This is a genomic window from Acinetobacter sp. 25-47-130 (assembly GCF_056779705.1).
Genome location: NZ_JBWYII010000014.1, coordinates 1 through 21,443, shown reverse-complemented (window position 1 = coordinate 21,443; position 21,443 = coordinate 1). Strand labels below are relative to the sequence as shown.

General features: G+C 40.3%; 21 protein-coding genes. 9 read left to right on the top strand and 12 right to left on the bottom strand.

What is annotated here, in order from left to right; translation table 11 throughout:
- Positions 1-32: 32 nt before the first annotated feature.
- The gene (locus AC1M83_RS13530; RefSeq protein ID WP_481589550.1) at positions 33-827 is read right to left on the bottom strand and encodes a lysophospholipid acyltransferase family protein; all 795 of its coding nucleotides are present in this window, start codon (positions 825-827) and stop codon (positions 33-35) included.
- A gap of 378 nt (positions 828-1,205) precedes the next feature.
- Here AC1M83_RS13530 and hflX point away from each other — a divergent pair, with 378 nt between their 5' ends.
- The 3 genes from hflX to AC1M83_RS13515 are packed head-to-tail and all read left to right on the top strand — an operon-like array spanning position 1,206 to position 3,638.
- Entirely contained in the window at positions 1,206-2,537 is a 1,332-nt protein-coding gene (gene hflX / locus AC1M83_RS13525) for a ribosome rescue GTPase HflX (RefSeq protein WP_092768502.1), read from the top strand.
- Between the two features lie 42 nt (positions 2,538-2,579).
- Entirely contained in the window at positions 2,580-2,951 is a 372-nt protein-coding gene (locus AC1M83_RS13520; RefSeq protein WP_092768555.1) for a hypothetical protein, read from the top strand.
- A 9-nt stretch (positions 2,952-2,960) separates the two neighbouring features.
- Positions 2,961-3,638 carry an LrgB family protein gene (locus tag AC1M83_RS13515; protein WP_481590893.1) on the top strand — a complete coding sequence of 226 codons (678 nt, stop codon included), beginning with the start codon at positions 2,961-2,963 and terminating at the stop codon, positions 3,636-3,638.
- Between the two features lie 75 nt (positions 3,639-3,713).
- Here the strand turns inward: AC1M83_RS13515 and AC1M83_RS13510 are convergent, their stop codons facing one another.
- From AC1M83_RS13510 to AC1M83_RS13495, 4 genes are all read right to left on the bottom strand, one after another.
- Positions 3,714-4,565, bottom strand: coding sequence for a symmetrical bis(5'-nucleosyl)-tetraphosphatase (locus AC1M83_RS13510; RefSeq protein WP_481590892.1), 852 nt, complete (start codon positions 4,563-4,565; stop codon positions 3,714-3,716).
- Positions 4,566-5,378 (bottom strand): 16S rRNA (adenine(1518)-N(6)/adenine(1519)-N(6))-dimethyltransferase RsmA, encoded by an 813-nt coding sequence (gene rsmA, locus AC1M83_RS13505; protein ID WP_035270009.1) that lies wholly within the window; start codon positions 5,376-5,378, stop codon positions 4,566-4,568.
- Between the two features lie 30 nt (positions 5,379-5,408).
- Positions 5,409-6,377, bottom strand: coding sequence for a 4-hydroxythreonine-4-phosphate dehydrogenase PdxA (pdxA, locus tag AC1M83_RS13500; protein ID WP_481590903.1), 969 nt, complete (start codon positions 6,375-6,377; stop codon positions 5,409-5,411).
- A 117-nt stretch (positions 6,378-6,494) separates the two neighbouring features.
- Positions 6,495-6,917 carry a hypothetical protein gene (locus tag AC1M83_RS13495; RefSeq protein ID WP_035270015.1) on the bottom strand — a complete coding sequence of 141 codons (423 nt, stop codon included), beginning with the start codon at positions 6,915-6,917 and terminating at the stop codon, positions 6,495-6,497.
- 211 nt (positions 6,918-7,128) lie between these two features.
- Between AC1M83_RS13495 and rplM the strand changes: the two genes are divergently transcribed.
- From rplM to AC1M83_RS13470, 5 genes are all read left to right on the top strand, one after another.
- Complete coding sequence (gene rplM / locus AC1M83_RS13490) at positions 7,129-7,557, top strand: 50S ribosomal protein L13 (protein WP_035270016.1); 429 nt, start codon at positions 7,129-7,131, stop codon at positions 7,555-7,557.
- A gap of 12 nt (positions 7,558-7,569) precedes the next feature.
- A complete protein-coding gene (rpsI, locus tag AC1M83_RS13485; protein WP_035270019.1) occupies positions 7,570-7,956 on the top strand; it encodes a 30S ribosomal protein S9 in 387 nt (128 codons plus the stop codon).
- Between the two features lie 870 nt (positions 7,957-8,826).
- Positions 8,827-9,480, top strand: a complete 654-nt coding sequence (locus AC1M83_RS13480; protein ID WP_035269487.1) for a glutathione S-transferase N-terminal domain-containing protein — start codon at positions 8,827-8,829, stop codon at positions 9,478-9,480.
- A gap of 21 nt (positions 9,481-9,501) precedes the next feature.
- Positions 9,502-9,936 (top strand): ClpXP protease specificity-enhancing factor, encoded by a 435-nt coding sequence (locus AC1M83_RS13475; protein WP_035269488.1) that lies wholly within the window; start codon positions 9,502-9,504, stop codon positions 9,934-9,936.
- A gap of 19 nt (positions 9,937-9,955) precedes the next feature.
- Complete coding sequence (locus tag AC1M83_RS13470; RefSeq protein WP_035269490.1) at positions 9,956-10,606, top strand: hypothetical protein; 651 nt, start codon at positions 9,956-9,958, stop codon at positions 10,604-10,606.
- A gap of 45 nt (positions 10,607-10,651) precedes the next feature.
- Here AC1M83_RS13470 and AC1M83_RS13465 read toward each other — a convergent pair whose 3' ends face one another.
- From AC1M83_RS13465 to AC1M83_RS13440, 6 genes are all read right to left on the bottom strand, one after another.
- Positions 10,652-12,601, bottom strand: a complete 1,950-nt coding sequence (locus AC1M83_RS13465; RefSeq protein ID WP_035269495.1) for an acetyl/propionyl/methylcrotonyl-CoA carboxylase subunit alpha — start codon at positions 12,599-12,601, stop codon at positions 10,652-10,654.
- 83 nt (positions 12,602-12,684) lie between these two features.
- Positions 12,685-13,515, bottom strand: a complete 831-nt coding sequence (locus AC1M83_RS13460; protein ID WP_035269505.1) for an enoyl-CoA hydratase/isomerase family protein — start codon at positions 13,513-13,515, stop codon at positions 12,685-12,687.
- Positions 13,516-13,529: 14 nt separating this feature from the next.
- Positions 13,530-14,687 carry an acyl-CoA dehydrogenase family protein gene (locus tag AC1M83_RS13455; protein ID WP_035269512.1) on the bottom strand — a complete coding sequence of 386 codons (1,158 nt, stop codon included), beginning with the start codon at positions 14,685-14,687 and terminating at the stop codon, positions 13,530-13,532.
- Positions 14,688-14,825: 138 nt separating this feature from the next.
- Positions 14,826-16,439, bottom strand: coding sequence for an acyl-CoA carboxylase subunit beta (locus tag AC1M83_RS13450; protein ID WP_035269519.1), 1,614 nt, complete (start codon positions 16,437-16,439; stop codon positions 14,826-14,828).
- A gap of 31 nt (positions 16,440-16,470) precedes the next feature.
- Positions 16,471-17,352 (bottom strand): SDR family oxidoreductase, encoded by an 882-nt coding sequence (locus tag AC1M83_RS13445; RefSeq protein ID WP_481590891.1) that lies wholly within the window; start codon positions 17,350-17,352, stop codon positions 16,471-16,473.
- A 72-nt stretch (positions 17,353-17,424) separates the two neighbouring features.
- Complete coding sequence (locus tag AC1M83_RS13440) at positions 17,425-19,224, bottom strand: acyclic terpene utilization AtuA family protein (RefSeq protein WP_481590890.1); 1,800 nt, start codon at positions 19,222-19,224, stop codon at positions 17,425-17,427.
- 160 nt (positions 19,225-19,384) lie between these two features.
- On the opposite strand from AC1M83_RS13440, the gene AC1M83_RS13435 reads away from it, so the two are divergent.
- Complete coding sequence (locus AC1M83_RS13435) at positions 19,385-19,987, top strand: TetR/AcrR family transcriptional regulator (RefSeq protein ID WP_481590889.1); 603 nt, start codon at positions 19,385-19,387, stop codon at positions 19,985-19,987.
- 52 nt (positions 19,988-20,039) lie between these two features.
- Here AC1M83_RS13435 and AC1M83_RS13430 read toward each other — a convergent pair whose 3' ends face one another.
- On the bottom strand, positions 20,040-21,203 hold the full coding sequence (locus AC1M83_RS13430; protein WP_481590888.1) for an acyl-CoA dehydrogenase family protein: 1,164 nt from the start codon (positions 21,201-21,203) through the stop codon (positions 20,040-20,042).
- Positions 21,204-21,443 lie beyond the last annotated feature (240 nt).

Below are 21,443 nucleotides of genomic sequence, written 5' to 3'. Positions count from 1 at the left end.
GATCATCATGATCCCTGCTTTGCTTCTACTGATTAAGCTTTGAGTACTTTTTGATGTAATACTTCCAATCCTTCCTGCATTCTGAGTTGCACTTCTCTCGTTAAGCTTTCAACTGTATGTCCAGTAACATCAATCGTGGGCAAAGCTGTTAAATGTGCAACGACTTGAGGCATTTCCAATACTGCTTTGAGATGCACTGTAAATCCAATATTTCCGATAAAGGGAGCAACCTGATCTAACTCCCCCTCTTGATTGACATAACAGATTAAACAAACTTGCACTGGTTTTTGAGCCTCGATAGCTGCAGCTAAAAGTCTTCCATGCACTTTTTTGACTTTAGTTCCATCAGTCGTGGTTGCTTCTGGAAAAAATAAGACAGGAATATTTTGCTTCAAAAATTCTGTGATTTGCTCTTTAATACGGACCGAATCTCCTGAACCTCGGTTAATGAACAGTGTTCCACCACCCTTGGCAAGTTTCCCAAAAATCGGCCAATTTTCAATTTCTGCTTTTGCTAAGAAAAATACACGCGCACTCGAACCTAATACAGGAATATCTAACCAAGAGATATGATTGCTCACCCATAATGCGGGTTCACGAGGAATGTTGCCATGTACTTGTAAATCGATATTAAAAACTTTGCATAAGCGACGGCAAAAATGTTGTACATAGCGAGTATTGTTTGGATTATTCGGATTTTTATACATTTGATGCCTAAAAATTAAATAAAACCCTTCAGTGACAGCAGCAGTACCTGAGATGATTTTTTGGCTATATAGCGCTGTTTTTGAAAATAAATTGAGTTTTTTAGGCTTTAATGTTGTCATAAATTATTTCACTAAATAATAACAGGCGTTATCCACTATAGCTCCATTCTATACTGAGCTCACCAGAGATGCATTGATTATAAAAACCGTATACATAGATTTGAAAATTCAATTTCAATTCAAATACCCAATAAAATATAATTTTTAAATCGAGTTTATAGATTTAAAAATTATGCAAACTACAACTCAATCACCATCAAATCAAGTCATTCCCATCTGGTCGGCACTCTTCTCATTGGCATCAATTGTCGGTGGCGTCTTTTTATTTATGCTGGGGTTTATACTTATGTTCAAAACTGCTTTAGGTTAATTTAAATCTATTTCCCTCAATTGTTCAATTTCCTCTACACTAGAGTTTTGATGTGGAGTATTAGCTGAGTGGAAGTTACTGGACAAAATCAAGCAAATGAACGTGCGGTCTTGGTGAGTGTTAATGTCCAAATATTAGAAGATCTTGATCAAGAAGAATTTCGTTTATTGGCCAAATCTGCTGGTGCAGAGATTCTTGAACATATACAAGCTCAACGTATTAAACCTGACCCTAAATTTTTTATTGGTTCGGGTAAAGCTGAAGAAATCGCCGAATTTGTTGCAGCGGTAGAAGCTGATATTGTCATTTTCGATCATTCCCTCACACCATCTCAAGAACGTAATCTCGAGCGTGTTATTCAATGTCGTGTCATCGATCGTACTCGCCTTATCTTAGATATTTTTGCACAACGCGCACGCACTCATGAAGGTAAACTACAAGTTGAATTGGCTCAGTTAGACCATCTCGCTTCACGTTTAGTGGGTGGTCGCATGGGCTTAGATGGCCAAAAAGGGGGTATTGGTTTACGTGGTCCAGGTGAAACACAATTAGAAACAGATCGTCGTTTACTTCGTCTCCGCATAACCCAGCTCAAAGACAAACTTGAAAAAGTCCGCCAAACACGAATTCAAGGTCGTGCAGCGCGTCAAAAAGCGTCTATTCCAACAGTGTCTCTAGTCGGTTATACCAACGCAGGAAAATCCACCCTATTTAATATTCTTGCTGAAAGTGATGTGTATGCAGCAGATCAATTGTTCGCAACTCTTGACCCAACTTTAAGAAGATTAAATTGGGATGGCATTGGAACATTGGTCTTGGCTGACACAGTGGGATTCGTTCGCAATCTTGCACACTCCTTAGTAGAGTCATTCAAAGCAACCCTTGAAGAAACACTTGAGGCGACTTTGCTTTTACATGTTATCGATTCAAATAGTCCAGAAAAGCTTGAGCAAATTGATGCTGTTGAAAAAGTCCTAAAAGAAATTGGGGCTCAAGTGCCAATACTACGCGTATACAACAAAATTGATCAAACGGGAGAAGAACCTAAAATCATTTATGCTTCTCCCAATTTGCCTGATCGAGTCTATGTTTCAGCACACTCAAGTCAAGGTTTAGATTTACTGCGACAAGCCGTTCAAGAGTGTTTAATGGGGCAAATACAACAATTTGAACTCACACTCAGACCTGAATATGGCAAATTACGCAATCAACTGTATGAATTAAATGTGATTCAGTCTGAACATTATGATGATCTAGGTCATTTGATTTTAAATATTCAAATTGCGCCACATAAATTAGAGCAACTTATAAAACAAGCACATTTACCAATTGATCAAATTCTTGGTGATAAGGCGCAACAATTTAAAAGACCTTTAGAAGAGTTTGAAATCAAATCATAAATCAGTTAAAACGTGATAAATAATGTTAAAAGTATAATCATGATGCAGTGGATGAAAACGATAGATTGGCCAGCATGGATTGGCACCATAGTGCTTATTATTGGCTTCCGAGAAGGTTCAGTTTGGCTCATGACTCAATTGAATCATCCTGAACTGGGCAATCTTGTCGGGTTGCTTTCTCTACTACTTGTACTGTTTGCTTGGCGTAGATTTGGCACTCTTCCAACCAGAGTTGTCGATGTAAATAATAAAATCATGAAAGAAAGTGCTTTCGCATTTTTACCGATTAGTGCTGGGGCATTGGTTATGTTGGTTCATATGGGTAAAGAAATTCCTCTTTTTTTACTCGTACTCACGTTAAGTACACTTATTCCACTTTGGGTTTACGCCAAAATGGCAAAACGCTGGTTATAGGAGAGAAATATGCTCGCAATTTTAATCGGCTTTGCTATTACGTTATTCGCCTATTTAATTTCAAAACCTTGTAACCGTGTCGTACCACAGATTCCTGTCATTGTATTCGGGATGTTCTTTGTGATCGTCATCTTACTGATTGTTGGTATTCCTTATGATCACTATATGAAAGATGTCAATCCGATTTTTGATCATTTATTAGGATACGTCACAGTGGCTCTCGCGATCCCACTTGCAGCAATGCGTTATGACGATTTACCACTAAAAGGCATTTTAGGAATATTAGTGTTTGCCAGTGTCAGTGCAGTCGCATTGCCTATGGGCTTAGCCTATTTACTGCATATGGCGGATTCGACCATTATGGCTTTCGCTACACGTGCAGTGACGACACCAATCGCAATTAATATTGCGACCTTACTCCATGCACCAATTAGCTTAGCCATTTTAATCGTCATTTTATCTGGTGTTATCGGCGCAGCTTTTTCACCATTCATACTACGTCATATTAATGATGAGCGTGCCTCAGGCTTAGCACTCGGTTTAGCAGCCCATGCAATTGGGACAGCTCAAGCTTGGCAACGAGGCAGTGTAGCTGGTCGTTATGCTGCATTTGGTATGGCGGTAAATGCAACGTTTACAGCCGTTTGGCTCCCTACTTTTATTTACTTTTTAAAAGCGACCTCTTGATATACCCACAACTGAAAATAAAAAAGCCACTGATGAGTGGCTTTTTTATTAGACGAAAACGACCAAAAGTAGATTCTATGCAAACATAGGATTATCAACAGCAAACATTTGCTGATCTTCAAGACGATACGCCATTAATTGATTGCCCCAGACACAACCACCGTCAACATTCTGAATATGCGCAGATATTGTTCTGCCCTGTAAGGCAGCCCAATGTCCAAAAATGACTTGATGAGTTTGAGCAGCTTTTGACTCATATTCAAACCATGGCTGATAGCCAGCTGGCATCGGCTCATCTAAAGCGTCTTTAAAACTAAATTCAAGTTGACCCTCTGGATCAGTCAAACGCATACGGGTTAGATAATTCACGATACATCGTAAGCGCTCATGTCCTGTTAAATCATCTGACCATAATGTAGGTTCTTTACCATACATTTCTTTCAAAAATGCATCCAGAACATCAAAATCATCATGCGCAATAACCGTTTCAACTTCTTGAGCAAACTGTTTCACTTGCTCTACTGTCCAAATATGTGGAATACCCGCATGTGTAATGACAATATTTTCATTTGGACATAAACATAAGGGTTGTTTGCGTAACCAGTCGATTAAATCATCACTGTCAATCGCATCAATCACATCACGAGTATTGTCTTTCTCTTTAATCTCTTTAATGCCCCTTGCACACGCTAACAAGGTCAAATCATGATTACCCAAGACTGTCGCAGCAACGCCTCGATCGACCAGTTTCTTGATAAAACGTAAAGCGCCAATCGAGTTTTCACCACGTGCGACTAAATCACCCGCAAACCATAAAAAATCCTGATCAGGATCAAATTTGATTTCCTTGAGTAACATTTTCAAAGCTTCAAAACAGCCCTGAACATCACCAATCACGTAATTATATCGAATGTTTTCACCAGCCATTTATGCATCTACCATTTGATCTGCAAGTGCAACAAATTGAGCAAGTGTTAATGTTTCTGGACGCGCCATTGGATCAACACCAGCTTTTTCAAATCCTTCCTCTTGCAACATGCCTTTTAAACTGTTGCGAAGTGTCTTACGGCGTTGTGTAAATACATGGGAGACTAAACGTGCCAAGGCTTTTTCATTCTTCGCCACTATTGGTTTTACATCATACGGCTCTAAGCGAAATACCGCAGAAGTTACTTTGGGTGGTGGGTTGAACGAACCAGGTGGCACTTCAAACAAGAATGTCGGTTTACAGTAGTACTGAATCATGACTGATAAACGACCATATTCTTTGGTATTTGGTGATGCCGTAATACGATCGACCACTTCTTTTTGCAACATGAAGTGCATGTCTTTGACCTTGTCACCAAACTCTAAGAGATGAAATAACAAAGGCGTAGAAATGTTATAAGGTAAGTTACCGACAACACGCAACGGACGACCATCAAACAATTCAGTGAAATCGTAGCGTAAGGCATCAGTTTCCACAATAGTTAAACGTTCAGGATGCGGTACACGACCGGGTAATCCAGCTGCTAAATCACGGTCTAATTCAATGACAGTCAAAGCATCACATTCACCAATTAAAGGCGATGTTAAAGCAGCAAGACCTGGACCAATTTCAACAATATTGTCACCAGTACGCGGGTTCACCGAACGCACAATTTTGGCAATGACACGTTGGTCATGTAAGAAGTTTTGACCAAAACGCTTACGCGTGTGATGCCCTTCATCTTTCGGGTTTAAGGCATTAATCTGATACATAAAGATTTCCAACGTGTAATTAAGACAAGATCACTGACGCGCTAAATCGAGCGCTAAGTCCACAGCCACATGTAAGCTCGAGCTTTTCGCAAGTCCAGTACCTGCGAGGGAGAGTGCTGTGCCATGATCGACAGAGGTGCGAATAAACGGCAAGCCCAAAGTAATATTAATGGCTTCACCAAATCCTTGCGATTTTAACACAGGTAATCCCTGATCGTGATACATGGCTAAAACTGCATCGGCATCTTTTAAATTTTCTGGTGTAAATAAGGTATCTGCAGGCAGACATAAACTCATGTCTATCCCTTGCGCACGATAGCGTTCAAGTACAGGATTAATCACTTCGATCTCCTCCACTCCTAAATAACCATCTTCACCTGCATGAGGATTTAAACCGCACACCAAAATTTTGGGAGATTCGATTTTAAATTTTGATTTTAAATCATGAATCAGAATGTCGATGACCTGATGCAAGCGCTCAGCTGTAATCGCATCCGCAACCGCACGAAGGGGTAAGTGCGTGGTTGCAAGTGCAACACGTAAGGTTTTGGTTGCCAGCATCATGACCACGCGTAACACACCAGCAAACTCTTGGTAAAACTCAGTGTGACCACTGAAATGAATACCTGCCTCATTAATCACTGACTTTTGTACAGGTGCTGTCGCCACGCCAACGCTTTTACCTGACATCGCATAATCTGCAGAACGGCGGAGTTGCTCTAAGACATAACTCGCATTTTGAGCATTTAACTCACCCAGTACTACTCTTTCATTTAAAGGAATATGTTCCACATAAAGCTGACCCACTTTTGACGATGTTTGTTGCCCTTGATACTCAATCACTTCAACTTCAAGATGAAGTATTTCTGCACGTTGCTTGAGCATTTGTATATCAGCAAGCACGACGAGTGGACGCTCATCCAGACGTTGCGCAAGGCTTAAACAGATATCAGGACCAATTCCAGCAGGCTCACCGCTGGTGACATACAAAGGAAGCATAACGATCATCATTCAAGGATTTTTATTATTTTAATACAGATCGAATGTGCGATGTTCAACAATCCCAAAATGGTAAAATCTTAGCCCTCTGATTTTTTAATCGTTCTTTTGAGTCTTTTAGCGCCAATCCATACGAAATCTTGCATCTAATAGACCAATTGCATGAGCCATCTCGGATACACATACAATCACGATAACGAGGAACAAACCTAACAAAAGAATCCGTCCAATCGTTGAACGCACTGAATAAAACGCTGAGTCTTTAATGCACAAGAAACCAAAGCCACCGATTGAATAAATAAACCAAGGGAAAATCATAAAATGTGCATACATTGAATATATAAGAATGACACTCAAAACATCGATTCCATAAATAGCGCCAAACACCACGCCTAACGCTAAATATATTCCGAGAAAAATAAATAAAAATCCGGTCAAAAATTTCGTCACTTTACTCACTTTAATTTGATCATGGCGTGAAGATAAATCTGAATGATGAACAGAATGAGAGAAACGATCATTATTATTTTGTGAACTCATCAAAACTCCGAGCTATTATTATGATTATTTCCTCATTCTAAAAGAAATTGATTAAATAAACCGCTATACTTTTCAATCTAAATTAAATAGAATATGCCCCTCGAAATCTTAATATTTTGATTGTGGTTCTAGTGTTTTTCCGCTAGAATTCGCTCTCCTTTTTGTTTGGACAGATTCCACCGTCCAAACCAACTATAATAGGTAGTGGTTAATGAAAACTCTCAGCGCTAAGCCAGCTGAAGTTCAACACGACTGGTACGTTGTTGATGCTTCTGGCAAAACTTTAGGTCGTCTTGCGACTGAAATCGCACGTCGTTTACGCGGTAAGCACAAAACTTCTTATACTCCTCACGTTGACACTGGTGATTACATCGTAATTATCAATGCTGAGCAAGTTCAAGTAACTGGTAACAAGTCACTTGATAAGAAATACTATCGCCACACTGGTTTCCCTGGTGGTATCCGTGAAACTAACTTTGAAAAATTAGTTGCTCACAAGCCAGAAGAAATCTTCCAACGCGCTGTAAAAGGCATGTTGCCAAAAGGTCCTCTTGGTTATGCTATGATCAAGAAAATGAAAGTGTATGCTGGTGCTGAGCATCCTCACACAGCTCAACAGCCACAAGTTTTGGACATCTAAGGGATACAGCACATGGCTACTAACTATGGTACAGGTCGCCGTAAGACCGCAACTGCACGTGTTTTCCTATCTGCTGGTACTGGTAAACTCGTTATTAACAACCGTTCTTTAGAACAATACTTCGGTCGTGAAACTGCTCGTATGGTTGTACGTCAACCACTTGAGCTTTTAGATGCTACTGAGAAATATGACCTTTACATCACTGTTGCTGGTGGTGGTATCGGTGGTCAAGCTGGCGCAATCCGTCACGGTATTACTCGTGCATTGATCGCTGCTGACGAAACTTTAAAACCTGCTCTTCGTCAAGCTGGTTTCGTTACTCGTGATGCTCGTGAAGTTGAACGTAAGAAACTTGGTTTACGTAAAGCTCGTAAACGTCCACAATTCTCTAAACGTTAATTTGTTTTCCGAATTCGGACAAAAAAACCTTGGCTTATGCCAAGGTTTTTTTTCATCTTTATATTTTCCCTTACTCATGAAAATCAGTCGTACACGATACTTTAAAATGAATATTAAACTCTGATATCAATAAAAAGACGCTAGTTTTTATTGCTCTATTTTGACTGACTTAAACAAATATATGCTTAATCATCTATCCCAATTTGAGGATTGTTAACTTTTTACAACTTTATTAAAAAATACTTTCATGCAGTTTTTTAAATTAAAGGGATAAAAATGTTAAATAGGGAAATATGTTTATCATTCGCCGTAGCCGCTACAATATTAGGTACATCCAATATTGCACAAGCAAATAACTCACAATCGATAGATGCTTTAGCCGTGTGTTGGCAATCCAATACGGGTAAGCATGTTTGTGATGGACCCATACAAAGATTAATGTCTTCATATGAAAACATAAATAAAGCATTAGAGTTAGTTGGATGCTCAGATGGATACCCTGTACAAAATAACAGTCTGGTACATCGATCTTTAGGTCAAAAATTCTCAGTGGTTTACAAGTGTAGCTATAAACTTAGACCAGGCGACACAAGTGCATTAACTAACAATCGCGACGTCCGTCAATGGTGGAGTGGAATCATACATTAGTGCACAAGGCCGATTTAAAGATCGGCTTTTTATATCGCTTTGGATAAAAAGCTAAAGATTAAATTTCAACAATACAAGGATAGAAATTTAAAAAACCACGTTACAGACATAAATACGATTCAATATGAAATTCAAGTGTTTTAATAGGCATCGCTCATTAAACGATGATTTTAGCGTGCATTTTTAGTATCCTTATCTATTCATTAATACTTTGATTGGAATATGTCAGTCGAAACCACCCCCTTACAAGGCATCACCGTTTATAGTCATGCAGATGACTTTCGATCGCATTGGATTCGCTTCTTACTGGCAGAAAAACAAATTAAACATAATTTATTTATTGTCGACGAAGACAACGAGGATCTTGCGAGTTTAAATCCATACAATCGACTCCCGATGATGATTGAAAATGAGTTAAAACTTTTCAATACATCCATCATTTCTGAATATTTAGATGATCGCTATCGTCAGAATAAGTTATATGCAGATGCTCCTGCTCCACGTGCAGAACAACGCCAATATATATGGCGTTTTGAAAATGACTGGTTAAAACTTGCAGATGATATGTTGCGCCACCCAGACACACTTGATGTTGACGCACAAAAGGCAGCCCAAAAAAAGTTAAAAGATACGCTTATCTCGCTGACACCTTTGTTTCAGCACTATCCTTATTTCATGTCTGAACAATTTACAATTTTAGATTGCATGTTGGCACCGATTTTTATACGGTTAAGAACGATGGGTATTGAGCTTCCAAAGCAACAATGCCGCCCGTTTTATTTATATTGCCAGCGTGTTTTCAGTCGTCCAGCCTTCATTAAGTCCATGACGGTTCAGGAAAAAAATCGTTATAGTCCTGAATTAAAATCCGCTTAAAAAAGCAAAAGAGTGAGTCACATGTCTGATCAAGAAATCAAATTAAGTCCAACTCGCCCGTATTTAGCACGTGCGATTTATGAATGGATTTGCGATAACAATCTCACCCCATATCTACTGGTAGATGCCACACAGCCTTATACCGATGTACCTACACAGTTCGTTCAAGACGGTCAGATTGTTTTAAATATCGTGCCACATGCTGTGCATCAACTACACATGAGCAATGAAGCGATTACCTTTTCTGCACGTTTTGGTGGTGTTTCCAAAGATATTTATGTGCCAATCAATGCTGTACTCGGGTTATATGCAAAAGAAAATGGTCAAGGATTATTCTTTGATCCTGATGAATATGCCAATGCACAAACGGATGAAAATCCGATAGAATCTAAACAGCAACAAAATCAAGAAAATGAAGCACCAAAGAAAAAACCGAGTTTAAGAATTTTGGATTAAAAACTTACAGGAGAGTTGAATGGCTTTTGATTTAGTACAATATTTTGTTGAGCAGACCAAAATTCAAAAGCCTCAGCTGTTGAAACAGTATCCAGCTGAACAACGGCATGAATATCTCAATGAATTAAATATCTTAGCTTTAGGTAAACTCATCAGCCTATGGCGTAAAGACGAAAAAAAAATATACCAAGAAATTCATGCCGCTGACCAACTTTATATTCAAGAAGTCGCACGGCATTTGACGACATCTCAACATAATCAGTCTACGCTGTCTCATCAAGAACTTGAAACTGCGACATCAGAGATTTTGACCTTACAGCTTAATGAACTTAAACAACTTGATGTAACAGGTCATTATCAACTACAAGGCATGAATGAATTACTTCAGGGTCAAGTTGAACATCTCTCTGGTAAAGCAAAAGATTGGGTTTGGCTAACAAATAACCTAAATGAGTTGATTGGTTCTCAACCTGTCATTCAAGAAGAGATATCATTAGACCAAACGATGAAGGAGTTTCATGACATGGTCAATCAAGTTCAACATGATCACCACGATGTTGCTGAGCCAGAAGTAGTGGCTACACCAACTTGGGCAAAAGTTTTAGAACCTGTAGTTGCGATTGCAATTCTTTGGGTGCTTTACTGTGCCGTACAAACAGTATTTGCATAAATCCGGTCATAAAAAAAGCCATCGTTAGATGGCTTTTTTTATTGCTTATTCAGCATCAACCTCAATATTCATCAAGATTTGACGTTTTTTCACTTGCTGACCAACTTGTCCTACGATTTCACCCACAACACCGTCGACATCTGACTTAATTTGCTGTTGGATTTTCATCGCTTCAAGAATCAATAATGTTTGCCCTTTAGTTACACGCTCTCCAGGTTGAGCAATGACATTTATAATTGCACCATCCATTGGGGCACGAATTTTACCATCCCCTGCCACATCGGCAGTCTCAGGTGGTAAATAGGTAATATTTTCCACCATGACGTTGCCATTCGCGCGATCTAAATAAACAAAATTACCATCAAGAACATAGTCAATTCGACGTCGAATTCCATTAATGCTATAAATCAATTGCTGTGTATTTTGCGCTACAACCTCAATCGACTGGCTTTCACCACAGGTTTCAACACTCACTGAACGACCATCACGATGCACAATGAGATCTAACTTTTGATCATCATATCGAAGTTTCAGTGGTAATGCTGAAGAAACTCCTGTGTTCCAATCTGTTTGCGCAGATGCATTTATCAACAACGCTGCAATCAATGCTAAGCTTTCTAAATTTAGACTCTGTTTATTCAAACTCACATCACTTTGGAAATGCTGTTGAATAAAACCAGTGTTCACATCACCCTCCACCACAAGTGGATGACGTAATAAGTTAACTAAAAATTCCTTATTACTGTTTACACCTAACAGTACAGAATCATTTACAGCACGTGCAAGTAAACGAATCGCATCGGTACGTGTTTTGCCATGTACGATGATTTTAGCCACCATTGGATCGTAGAATGGGCTAACTTCATCAGTTGGCATCATACCGTGATCGATACGTACGCCTTCTAAATCCGAAGGTTGCCAACGTAATACTTTGCCTGTTTGTGGTAAGAAGTCTTGACGTGGGTCTTCTGCATATAAACGCACTTCAATGGCATGACCATTCATAGTCAATTCTTCTTGCTTGAGCGGTAATGTTTCACCGTTTGCCACACGAAGCTGCCATTCCACAAGATCAAGACCTGTAATCATCTCTGTTACAGGATGCTCTACTTGCAAACGTGTGTTCATTTCTAAGAAATAAAACTCACCTGATTGATCTAGTAAGAATTCAACCGTACCTGCACCCACATAGTTACAAGCTTTGGCTGCTGCAACTGCTGCATCACCCATGGCTTGACGTGTTTCTTGTGTCAATACTGGACATGGTGCTTCTTCAACCACTTTTTGGTGACGACGTTGAATCGAGCAATCACGTTCAAATAAATACACGTAGTTGCCATGTGTATCACCAAAGACTTGGATTTCTACATGGCGAGGTGCAATCACTGCTTTCTCGATAATCAGCTCACCCGAACCGAATGCATTTTCTGCTTCAGAACGTGCTGTTTTTAACGCTTCAAGCAATTCAGCTTCTTGATGTACAAGACGCATACCACGTCCACCACCACCTGCTGATGCTTTCACCATCAATGGGAAACCTACTTTTTTCGCTTGATCTGCTAAAAAGTCGATGTCTTGTTGGTCGCCCTCATAACCCGGTACACATGGTACGCCTGCTTCAATCATGGCGATTTTAGACAAACGCTTGCTACCCATGAGCTCAATCGCACCTGCTGGGGGACCAATAAAGGTAATACCATTTTCTGCACATGCTGCGGCAAAATCTGTATTTTCAGATAAGAAACCATAGCCCGGATGCACAGCATCTGCGCCCGTTTTCTTACACGCTTCGATAATATTTGGAATCGATAAATAAGATTCTGATACTTTTGAAGGGCCAATATAAACCGCTTCATCTGCTACTTTTACATGACGCGCATTTTTGTCGGCATCAGAATACACAGCAACGGTTTCGTAACCTAAGGCTTTTGCTGTACGCATCACACGAGCAGCAATTTCACCACGGTTTGCAACTAATACTTTTGTAAACGCCATAGTTCCACCAATTTTTTAGGCTCCTCTTGTTTTGAGGAGCGTATCCTTTTTAATTCACATTCATACAGGCGTTGGAATGTGGTTTATTCTGCCCAGCTTGGTTGGCGTTTTTGAATAAACGCCATTGTGCCTTCCATCCCTTCTGCGCTTGCCACGGCATCTGCAAATTGACGTGCTGCATCATCAAGTAGCGGCCCCAATTCTTCTTTGGTGGTACGATGTAATAATGCTTTGGTTGCACGCGATGCCAATGGCGCACAGCGTTTAATTTGGGTAATGGTTTCTTCAAGTGCTGATGCAAGTTCAACTTCATCTGCAACCACTTGATGCACAATCCCCACCTCTAAAGCGGTTTGACCCTTAAAGCGCATACCTAATAATGCTAAGCGACGTGCTTGAGTTAAACCAACACGCGTCACTACAAATGGTGCAATTTGTGCAGGTAAAATCCCTAGACCAGTTTCTGGTAAGCCAAATTGTGCTTCTGCATGCGCAAGTGCCACATCAGACACACATGCCAAACCAAAACCACCACCGAGTACCGCACCTTCTAGTACAGCAACTACGGTTTGTGGTGCTTGATCCACTTGCTCAATCAGCGCACCAAACGTACGGTTAAATTCGGTATAAGGTGTGTTGTTGCCCACTTCCATTGCTTTAGCACGGATCGCTGCCATATCTTTAATGTTACCACCTGCACAGAAGTGACCGCCTTTACCACGCAAAATCACTGCACGTACAGATACATCATCTTTGATCGCAGCAAATACCGCTTGCATCGATTGGACCATCTTTAGGCTCATCGCATTACGACTTTCAGGATGGTTTAACCATAAAGTTAAGATGCCACCGTCTTGCTCTAGGATGATGCTGCCATCAACTTCTAAATTGGCAATTGAGCTTGATAATGTCATATCAGATCTCCTGCTTATTTTTTCTTACCAGGAAGGATGTCCATCATCTTACAGATAATGCCAAGCATGATTTCGTCTGCACCACCACCGATCGAAACTAAACGACCATCACGGTAGAATTGTGCTGCTGGGTTGTCTGCCATAAAGCCATTACCACCCCAGAATTGTAAGCAGCTATCTGCAACTTCACGTGTTAAACGACCTGCTTTCAGTTTTGCCATAGACGCCATTTGCGTTACGTTTTCGCCTTCGATATGTAATTGGCAAGCACGATAGGTTAATGCTTTCAGCGCTTCAATTTCAGTCATTAATTCGGCAAAACGGAAATGGATATATTGGTTGTCAATTAACGGCTGACCAAATGTGGTACGCTCTTTCGTGTATTGAATTGTTTTTTCGATACATTGCAACATTCCACCCATTGCGTTTGCAGCACCCCACATACGCTCTTCTTGGAACTGAAGCATTTGCATCATAAATCCCATGCCTTCTTGACCCACTAAGTTACGTTGTGGCACACGTACGCTGTCAAAGAATACTTGTGCAGTGGTACTAGAACGCATACCTAATTTATCTAATGGCTCAGAGAATGTAATCCCCGGTGTGTTTGCTGGAACCACAATCATTGACTTATTAAAGTGTGGCTTACCGTCAGAGGTATTCGCTAACAAACAGAAAAAGTCTGCTTGAAGCGAGTTCGTAATCCACATTTTGTGACCATTAATAATGTAGTCATCACCATCTTTTACAGCTGTAGTTTTAAGTGCTGCAACGTCAGAACCTGCTTGGACTTCAGATACCGCAATCGCTGCAACTTTTTCACCTGCAACTGCTGGTGTTAAAAACTCATCGCGTAATTCTTTAGAACCAAAACGAGCAATCGCAGGTGTTGCCATATCAGTTTGTACACCCATCGCAAGTGCAACACCACCCACGTTGATACGACCTAACTCTTCTGCAACCACCAAGTTATAAGAGTAATCGAGTGCCAAACCACCGTTTTCTTCAGGTTTACAAATACCTAATAAACCCAAATCACCCATTTTTTTGAATACTTCATGAATTGGGAATCGACCCGCTTTTTCCCATTCTGCTGTAAATGGGTTGATTTCGTTTTCTACAAATTGACGTGTTGTACGGCGTAGCGCTTCATGTTCTTCAGTAAATTTCATTTTTGTCTTCCTTAAAATTTCAATATTTTTTTTAATCTTTAATCTCCCTTGCGAAGCCATGCTTCTCACCACTTTAAAAAGAGGGGGAATTCCTCACTTTTCACAGGGATGAGGAATATATTCCGCAAGAGGGATTTATTAGAATCTTGGCACACCAAAACGTGTTGGATTCAACTCACGTGCTTGTGATTCATTAATCGTTTGCAATAAGAAAATTAGCAATTTACGTGTATCACGTGGGTCGATAATGCCATCATCATGCAACATCGCTGTGTTGAATAATGCAGTCGATTGCGACTCTAATTTCATTGCTGTCGATTGTTCTAAGAAATCTAACATTTGCTCATTTGGCTCCATGCCAGATTCACGCTGTTTTGCTTCTGCAACAATACGAAGAACTTTACCAGCTTGCGCACCACCCATTACCGCAACACGAGAGTTCGGCCATGAGAAGATAAATTGTGGGCCAAGTGGACGACCACACATCGCATAGTTACCTGCACCATATGAACCATGGGCAATGATTGATATCTTCGGCACTGTACAGTTGGCAACCGCTTGGATCAGTTTAGAACCATGTTTGATGATGCCATTTTGTTCTGCATCTGTACCCACCATAAAGCCTGTGGTGTTATGCAAGAATAAAATTGGGCGACGTGTTTGTTCACATAACTGAATAAACTGCGCTGCTTTTGCTGCACCTTGTGGGGTAATTGGGCCATTATTGGTAATGATGCCTAAATGCATACCACCAATTTGCGACCAACCACATACCGTATGTGAGTCATACTCATTTTTAAATTCGAAGAAATCAGAATCATCAACAATACGAGCAATGATTTCTTTCATATCCAAAGGTTGTTTTGGATCTGATGGAATAATGCCAAGTAACTCATCTGCCGAGTAACGTGGCTCTTTATATTCTGGAATATCAAGTTTCACTTGTTCTTTCCAGTTTAAATGCTTAAATATTTCACGTGCGATACGGATACCATCAGCATCATTTTCTGCCAAGTATTCTGCTGTACCTGCCACTTGCGCATGCATTTCTGCACCACCCAATTCTTCAGCAGTTGCGACTTCACCTGTTGCAGCAAGTAACAATGGCGGCCCTGCAAGCAACATTTCGGTTTGCTTACGTACCGTAATTACGTAATCAGATAAACCCGGTTGGTATGCTCCACCTGCTGTTGCGTTACCATGTACTACAGAGATTTGTGGAATCCCTTTTGCAGATAAACGTGCTTGGTTGGCAAATGTTGTACCACCGGCAGTAAATACTTCTGCTGCATAGTTTAAGTTTGCACCACCACTTTCTGCCAAAGTAATGATTGGTAATTTTTGCTCTAAGGCAATTTGGTGTAAACGAAGGCTTTTGTGTACACCCATTGGGGCAATCGTACCGCCTTTGATCGCACTGTTATTGGCAGCCACCATACAACGTGTACCATTTACAAAACCAATCCCTGCAATGATCCCGCCACCTGCCTCTGAACCATCTTTATCATCATGCATCTTGTAACCCACAAGACCACACAACTCTACAAATGGAGAATCTGCATCGAGCAACATACGTACACGCTCATGCGGTAAAATCTTTCCTTTTTTATCAAACTTAGGCTTAGCTTTATAAGAACGATCTAGCGCACTTTTTTGAATCGCTCGAATCTCTTCGATTTGCTCGAGCAATTTCGCTTTATTCTGTTCAAATACTTCGCTTCCTACTGCAACTTCGGACTGAATCACTGCCATTCCGTTTCCTCCTTGTTCCTTATAATCTCGATTAATTCTTTTCGTCTTTTTTCTTTAGTACATCTGGAATAAATGCACGGTGGAAGCCGTTATAAGACTCACTATTTTCTGCAGATGATAATGGGAATACGCGTGTACCTTGTGAAGCCGCACCATCAATACGTACTGTCATCCCTGAAACAAAGTTAGCAGCGTCAGATAATAGATAAACAATCGCCGAAGATACTTCCGACTCTGTTCCCATACGTTGTAAAGGCACATTGCTAGAAAGGTTAGGGATAATGAATTCTGCGACAGGGCCTGAATAGGTATCCATACCTGATGAGATAATCCAACCCGGTGCCACACAGTTTACCCGCACACCCGATTTACCCCATTCCACCGCAGCCGTTTTGGTCAGGTTATCAACACCTGAACGTGCTGCACCTGAGTGCCCCATACCCGGCATACCGCCCCACATATCTGCTGCCATATTGACGATGGCACCACCATTTTTTGCCATCCACTGGTTATAGGCTTCACGCATAAGATAGAAGGTCGAATGTAAGTTATTACGGATGACCGCATCAAAACCATTGGCAGAAATACTTTCTAATGTTGATGGGAACTGACCACCTGCATTATTGACTAAACCATCGATGCGACCAAATTTTTCGATCACTTCGCTAATCATATTTTTAACTTGTTCTTCTTCGCGGTTATCACACACGATGCCATGTGCACGTCCGCCATCTTCAGTGATTTCAGCAATTACTTTTTCCAGTTTTTCGATCTTACGACCTGTAATCACCACTTGCGCACCAAGTGATGCAAGCTCATGCGCCGTACAACGACCAATGCCCGAGCCACCACCTGTCACAATCACGACTTTGCCAGCGAATGCATCATTTCTAAAAATTGATTGATAACCCATTGCGCGTACTTCCATTTTTAATTGATGTAAATTATTTTGAATTGGGCACCGTCTCGATGCCTAAATCTGTGCTTACAGTAAATCTGCTGGCACTTTCACTGGCATATCTAACAATTGCTGTGCAAAGGCTTTACCTTGTGGATCAATACGTAAGCTCGCTACACCACCACCGCCAAGTGCATCAATTAACAAGAAGTTAAGTGCATTTAAACCCGGTAATTCATAGCGACGAACTTCGCCACCTTCACCGCCTTCAAATACATGCTTCATATATTCAGCAACATTGGCTTCCGTTAAAGATGCACGAATCCAAGGTAAGAATTCTGGTTTACGTGCAAGTACACCGATGTTGCTGTAGTTACCTTTATCACCACTACGTGCATGTGCAACTTCAACCAATGGCACTTCGATTTCATTACCTGTTAAAGTTGCCACTTCACCTGTAGGAATCGTTGGAATCTCTGCAAGCGGCTCACCCTGTGGTACATCAACTTTATGACGCTCACCATTGATATCTACTTCAACATTTAGTTGAGATTTTTCTACCAAGAACGAGAATAATTTAATCACTGGAGATGGTTTTGGACGCCCCCCCACAATCCCTGTTAATGCAGGTGCCATACCTGTAGATGCTTGTGCAATCTCAGAGGCAAAGAACATACATGCTTCTTTAAACATATGTTTAACGGCAATTTTCACCACAACTTCACGTGGTTTTTGCACACGGCGGTTTGCACCGTAAGTCGTTTCTGTACCTAAAATCTCAATTGATTTTTCAGTAAATGGCGGAATCGAACGCAGTGCCATTACACGCTCAACTTTATTTAAAATGGCATTTGATACTGCATACGCTTTTTCTTCAGCATCCTGACCTGCAAGTAAGAAACTCACCAATACACGGTTACCATCAGGATAGGTCGTGCTTACTTTGTAGTGTTGTGTTGGTGCTGTACCTTTTGCACCTGTAACCAATACACGGTGCTCACCGACTTGCTCAAGTTTGACTTGGCTAAAGTCAGCAGTTACATCAGGCAATAAATAAGCTTGTGGATGACCAATTTCATACACAATTTGCTCGCCCACAGTACCTTTAGAAACTAAACCACCTGTACCATTTGGTTTAGTGACGATAAATGATGAATCTGCTTTCACTTCAACAATTGGGAAGCCCATGTTGTCAAAGCCTTCAACCAAACGCCAATCTGTGAAGTTACCGCCAGTACATTGTGCACCGCACTCAATCACGTGACCTGCAAGTGCAGCTTGTGCTAATTTATCGTAATCGTTTAAATCCCATTTGTATTCATGCAATAAAGGCCCAATCACCACAGCCGAATCCACCACTCGACCTGTGATCACAATGTCTGCACCTAAATCCAGAGCATCACGAATACCTACGGCACCCAAATAAGCATTACTACTTGCGACATGTGGAGGAAGATCCTCACCATTAAACATTTCTTTTATATTTTGTTTTTGAAGTTCAGTGTGCTGATCCATTAAATCATCACCAAGTACCACCGCTACTTTCAAATCTAAACCAGCATTTTTGATCACTTCTTGAAGTGCATCACTGCATGCCAATGGATTTACACCGCCAGCATTACTTACAACTTTGATTTTCTTGTCGGCAATTTTTTTGATGAGTGGTGTCATGACACGACTAACAAAGTCCAATGCATATCCATGAGAAGGATCTTTCATTTTGGCTTTTGCCATGATAGACATGGTGATTTCTGAAAGATAATCAAATACTAAATAGTTAATATCCGACATATGTACTAATTGAAATGCAGCTGTGTTGGTATCTCCCCAGAAACCTGAAGCACATCCAATTTTTACAATTTTTTGTTCATCCTGAATATTTGTCATAACCATCTCATTATTCTGTTTAGAATTTAAGCTTAATCTACCAAGCAAGCGCTTGGTTTGTAAAGTGCAAAATGTTATTATTATTTGCAAATCTGCTTATTGCGCTAAAATTTGCATGGAAGCAACGCGTTTAGAAAACAAAATAGGATAAAATAACAAGATGATTGCGACCTCTATTGACCAAATTCAACCGATAGCCTGCTTTGACGATACACCACGTGGTCGTTTACTTTTGGGGGCAGCTTATTTATTCCATAAACAAGGTTATGCCAAAACCACTGTTCGTGAACTCGCACAGTTTATTGGTATCCAATCTGGAAGTTTATTTCATCATTTCAAAACCAAAGACGATATTTTGGCGCATGTGATGGAACAAACCATCATTTACAATCACGCTTGCCTTGAAAGTGCCATATCCACTTCAGACCATCCAGAGCAACAACTCAAGGCTCTGATTAAAGCTGAACTCGATGCGATCTCTGGGGATACAGGTTCCGCTATGGCTGTATTGGTCTATGAATGGTTTTCACTTTCTGAGGAAAATCAGAAGAAACTATTAAAATTAAGAAATGATTATGAAGGGATATGGCTGAGTGTCATCAAGGTATTACATGACAAAGGCAGAATTAAGCACGATCCTTTTATTTGGCGAAGACTGATTGGTGGTTCAATCGCTTGGACCGTAACTTGGTACAATCCAGAAGGCAAAATGTCACTTGATGAGTTAACCAATATCGTCTGGGATATGGCAATGAATGCTTAACTTTATATCTGATCAATTAAAAAAGGTGGCTTAATCCACCTTTTTATTTCTTTTAGAAGCCCAGCTGTCGGCTTGCCAAATCTTTCATAATTTCCTCAGCTCCACCGCCTATCATATTCACTTTAACTTCGCGATATATACGTTCAGATTTCATGCCACGCATAAAGCCCATACCACCTAGTGTTTGAACGGCTGCATCAGCGCAGAATTGCATAGTTTGCGTTGCTACGTTTTTAAGCATACAAATTTGTGCAATCATTTCATTCCCTTGAAGTTCAGGACGACCCATTTTATATGCCGTATCTTCAAGTAAAGTGCGAGTCGTTTGTAAACGTGTTGCCATATCTACCAATTTATGACGAACAACTTGATGATCTACCAAGCGTTTACCAAAAGTACGTCGCTGTTGAGCCCAATCTAAAGCTTCTTCATAACAAACTTTTGCATAACCATAACTACTCGCAGCCAAGAAAAAACGTTCCATATTGAAGTTATTCATGATAACAAAGAAACCCATATTCTCAGGACCAATCAAATTTCTTGCAGGCACTTTAACTTGATCGAAGTGTAGATGAGCGGTATCAGAAGCCCACCATCCCATTTTATCTAACTTCGTTTTTGTAATACCTGGTGTATGGGCATCAATCAGTAGCATTGAGATACCATTGGGTCCTTTTCCTTCAGGATCAGTTCGAACGGCAACGGTATAGTAATCAGCACGAATACCAGAAGTAATAAATGTTTTTTCGCCACTGACTACATAGTAATCACCTTCTTTTACTGCTTTTGTTTTAAGTGCTGCAACATCAGACCCCCCTCCCGGTTCTGTTATTGCTAATGCCGAAATCTTCTCACCTGATAAGATTTGTGGCAAAACCTCTGCTTTCACCTCTTCACTTGCAAAGCTATTAATTGGTGGCGCACCGATCATATGTGAAAGTAATGAAGCGATTAACCCACCTGATGCCGCCTTTGCCAACTCCACACATCCCAATAAAGTATAGAATGCATCTGTATCTGGGATACCACCGTATTTTTCATCAAAACCTGATGCCATCAATCCAACTTCTGCAGCTTTTTTGTAGAGTTCTCGTGGAAAAGTTTCAGCTTCGTCCCACTCATTTACATAGGGAATAATTTCTTTTTCTACAAATTTTTTTACTGCATCTGCAAATGCAAAGTGTTCATCTGTGTAATAGATCGGATTGTATTGCATCAACTATGTCCCTGAAATTATTTAAATCCTCATAGGCATACTGACATTTATTGTTGTTTTTTTAATTGCAAGAATCATCAATCTTTTGGCATAAATTAACTGATTGGAGCTTCTTATTCAGTTACAAGGGTTTAATTATTTTAAATTCGATTTATATATATATAAAAAAACACCCCCTTGTATTGAAGGGGGTGTTTAGAATAATGAGCTGGCGATGACTTACTCTCACATGGGTAACCC

Bases quoted from the DNA above. Each gene is read 5' to 3' on its own strand.
- AC1M83_RS13530 (WP_481589550.1), bottom strand. From the start codon at position 827: ATGACAACATTAAAGCCTAAAAAACTCAATTTATTTTCAAAAACAGCG.
- AC1M83_RS13520 (WP_092768555.1), top strand. From the start codon at position 2,580: ATGCAGTGGATGAAAACGATAGATTGGCCAGCATGGATTGGCACCATA.
- AC1M83_RS13515 (WP_481590893.1), top strand. From the start codon at position 2,961: ATGCTCGCAATTTTAATCGGCTTTGCTATTACGTTATTCGCCTATTTA.
- AC1M83_RS13510 (WP_481590892.1), bottom strand. From the start codon at position 4,565: ATGGCTGGTGAAAACATTCGATATAATTACGTGATTGGTGATGTTCAG.
- rsmA (WP_035270009.1), bottom strand. From the start codon at position 5,378: ATGTATCAGATTAATGCCTTAAACCCGAAAGATGAAGGGCATCACACG.
- pdxA (WP_481590903.1), bottom strand. From the start codon at position 6,377: ATGCTTCCTTTGTATGTCACCAGCGGTGAGCCTGCTGGAATTGGTCCT.
- AC1M83_RS13495 (WP_035270015.1), bottom strand. From the start codon at position 6,917: ATGAGTTCACAAAATAATAATGATCGTTTCTCTCATTCTGTTCATCAT.
- rplM (WP_035270016.1), top strand. From the start codon at position 7,129: ATGAAAACTCTCAGCGCTAAGCCAGCTGAAGTTCAACACGACTGGTAC.
- rpsI (WP_035270019.1), top strand. From the start codon at position 7,570: ATGGCTACTAACTATGGTACAGGTCGCCGTAAGACCGCAACTGCACGT.
- AC1M83_RS13480 (WP_035269487.1), top strand. From the start codon at position 8,827: ATGTCAGTCGAAACCACCCCCTTACAAGGCATCACCGTTTATAGTCAT.
- AC1M83_RS13475 (WP_035269488.1), top strand. From the start codon at position 9,502: ATGTCTGATCAAGAAATCAAATTAAGTCCAACTCGCCCGTATTTAGCA.
- AC1M83_RS13470 (WP_035269490.1), top strand. From the start codon at position 9,956: ATGGCTTTTGATTTAGTACAATATTTTGTTGAGCAGACCAAAATTCAA.
- AC1M83_RS13465 (WP_035269495.1), bottom strand. From the start codon at position 12,601: ATGGCGTTTACAAAAGTATTAGTTGCAAACCGTGGTGAAATTGCTGCT.
- AC1M83_RS13460 (WP_035269505.1), bottom strand. From the start codon at position 13,515: ATGACATTATCAAGCTCAATTGCCAATTTAGAAGTTGATGGCAGCATC.
- AC1M83_RS13455 (WP_035269512.1), bottom strand. From the start codon at position 14,687: ATGAAATTTACTGAAGAACATGAAGCGCTACGCCGTACAACACGTCAA.
- AC1M83_RS13450 (WP_035269519.1), bottom strand. From the start codon at position 16,439: ATGGCAGTGATTCAGTCCGAAGTTGCAGTAGGAAGCGAAGTATTTGAA.
- AC1M83_RS13445 (WP_481590891.1), bottom strand. From the start codon at position 17,352: ATGGGTTATCAATCAATTTTTAGAAATGATGCATTCGCTGGCAAAGTC.
- AC1M83_RS13440 (WP_481590890.1), bottom strand. From the start codon at position 19,224: ATGACAAATATTCAGGATGAACAAAAAATTGTAAAAATTGGATGTGCT.
- AC1M83_RS13435 (WP_481590889.1), top strand. From the start codon at position 19,385: ATGATTGCGACCTCTATTGACCAAATTCAACCGATAGCCTGCTTTGAC.
- AC1M83_RS13430 (WP_481590888.1), bottom strand. From the start codon at position 21,203: ATGCAATACAATCCGATCTATTACACAGATGAACACTTTGCATTTGCA.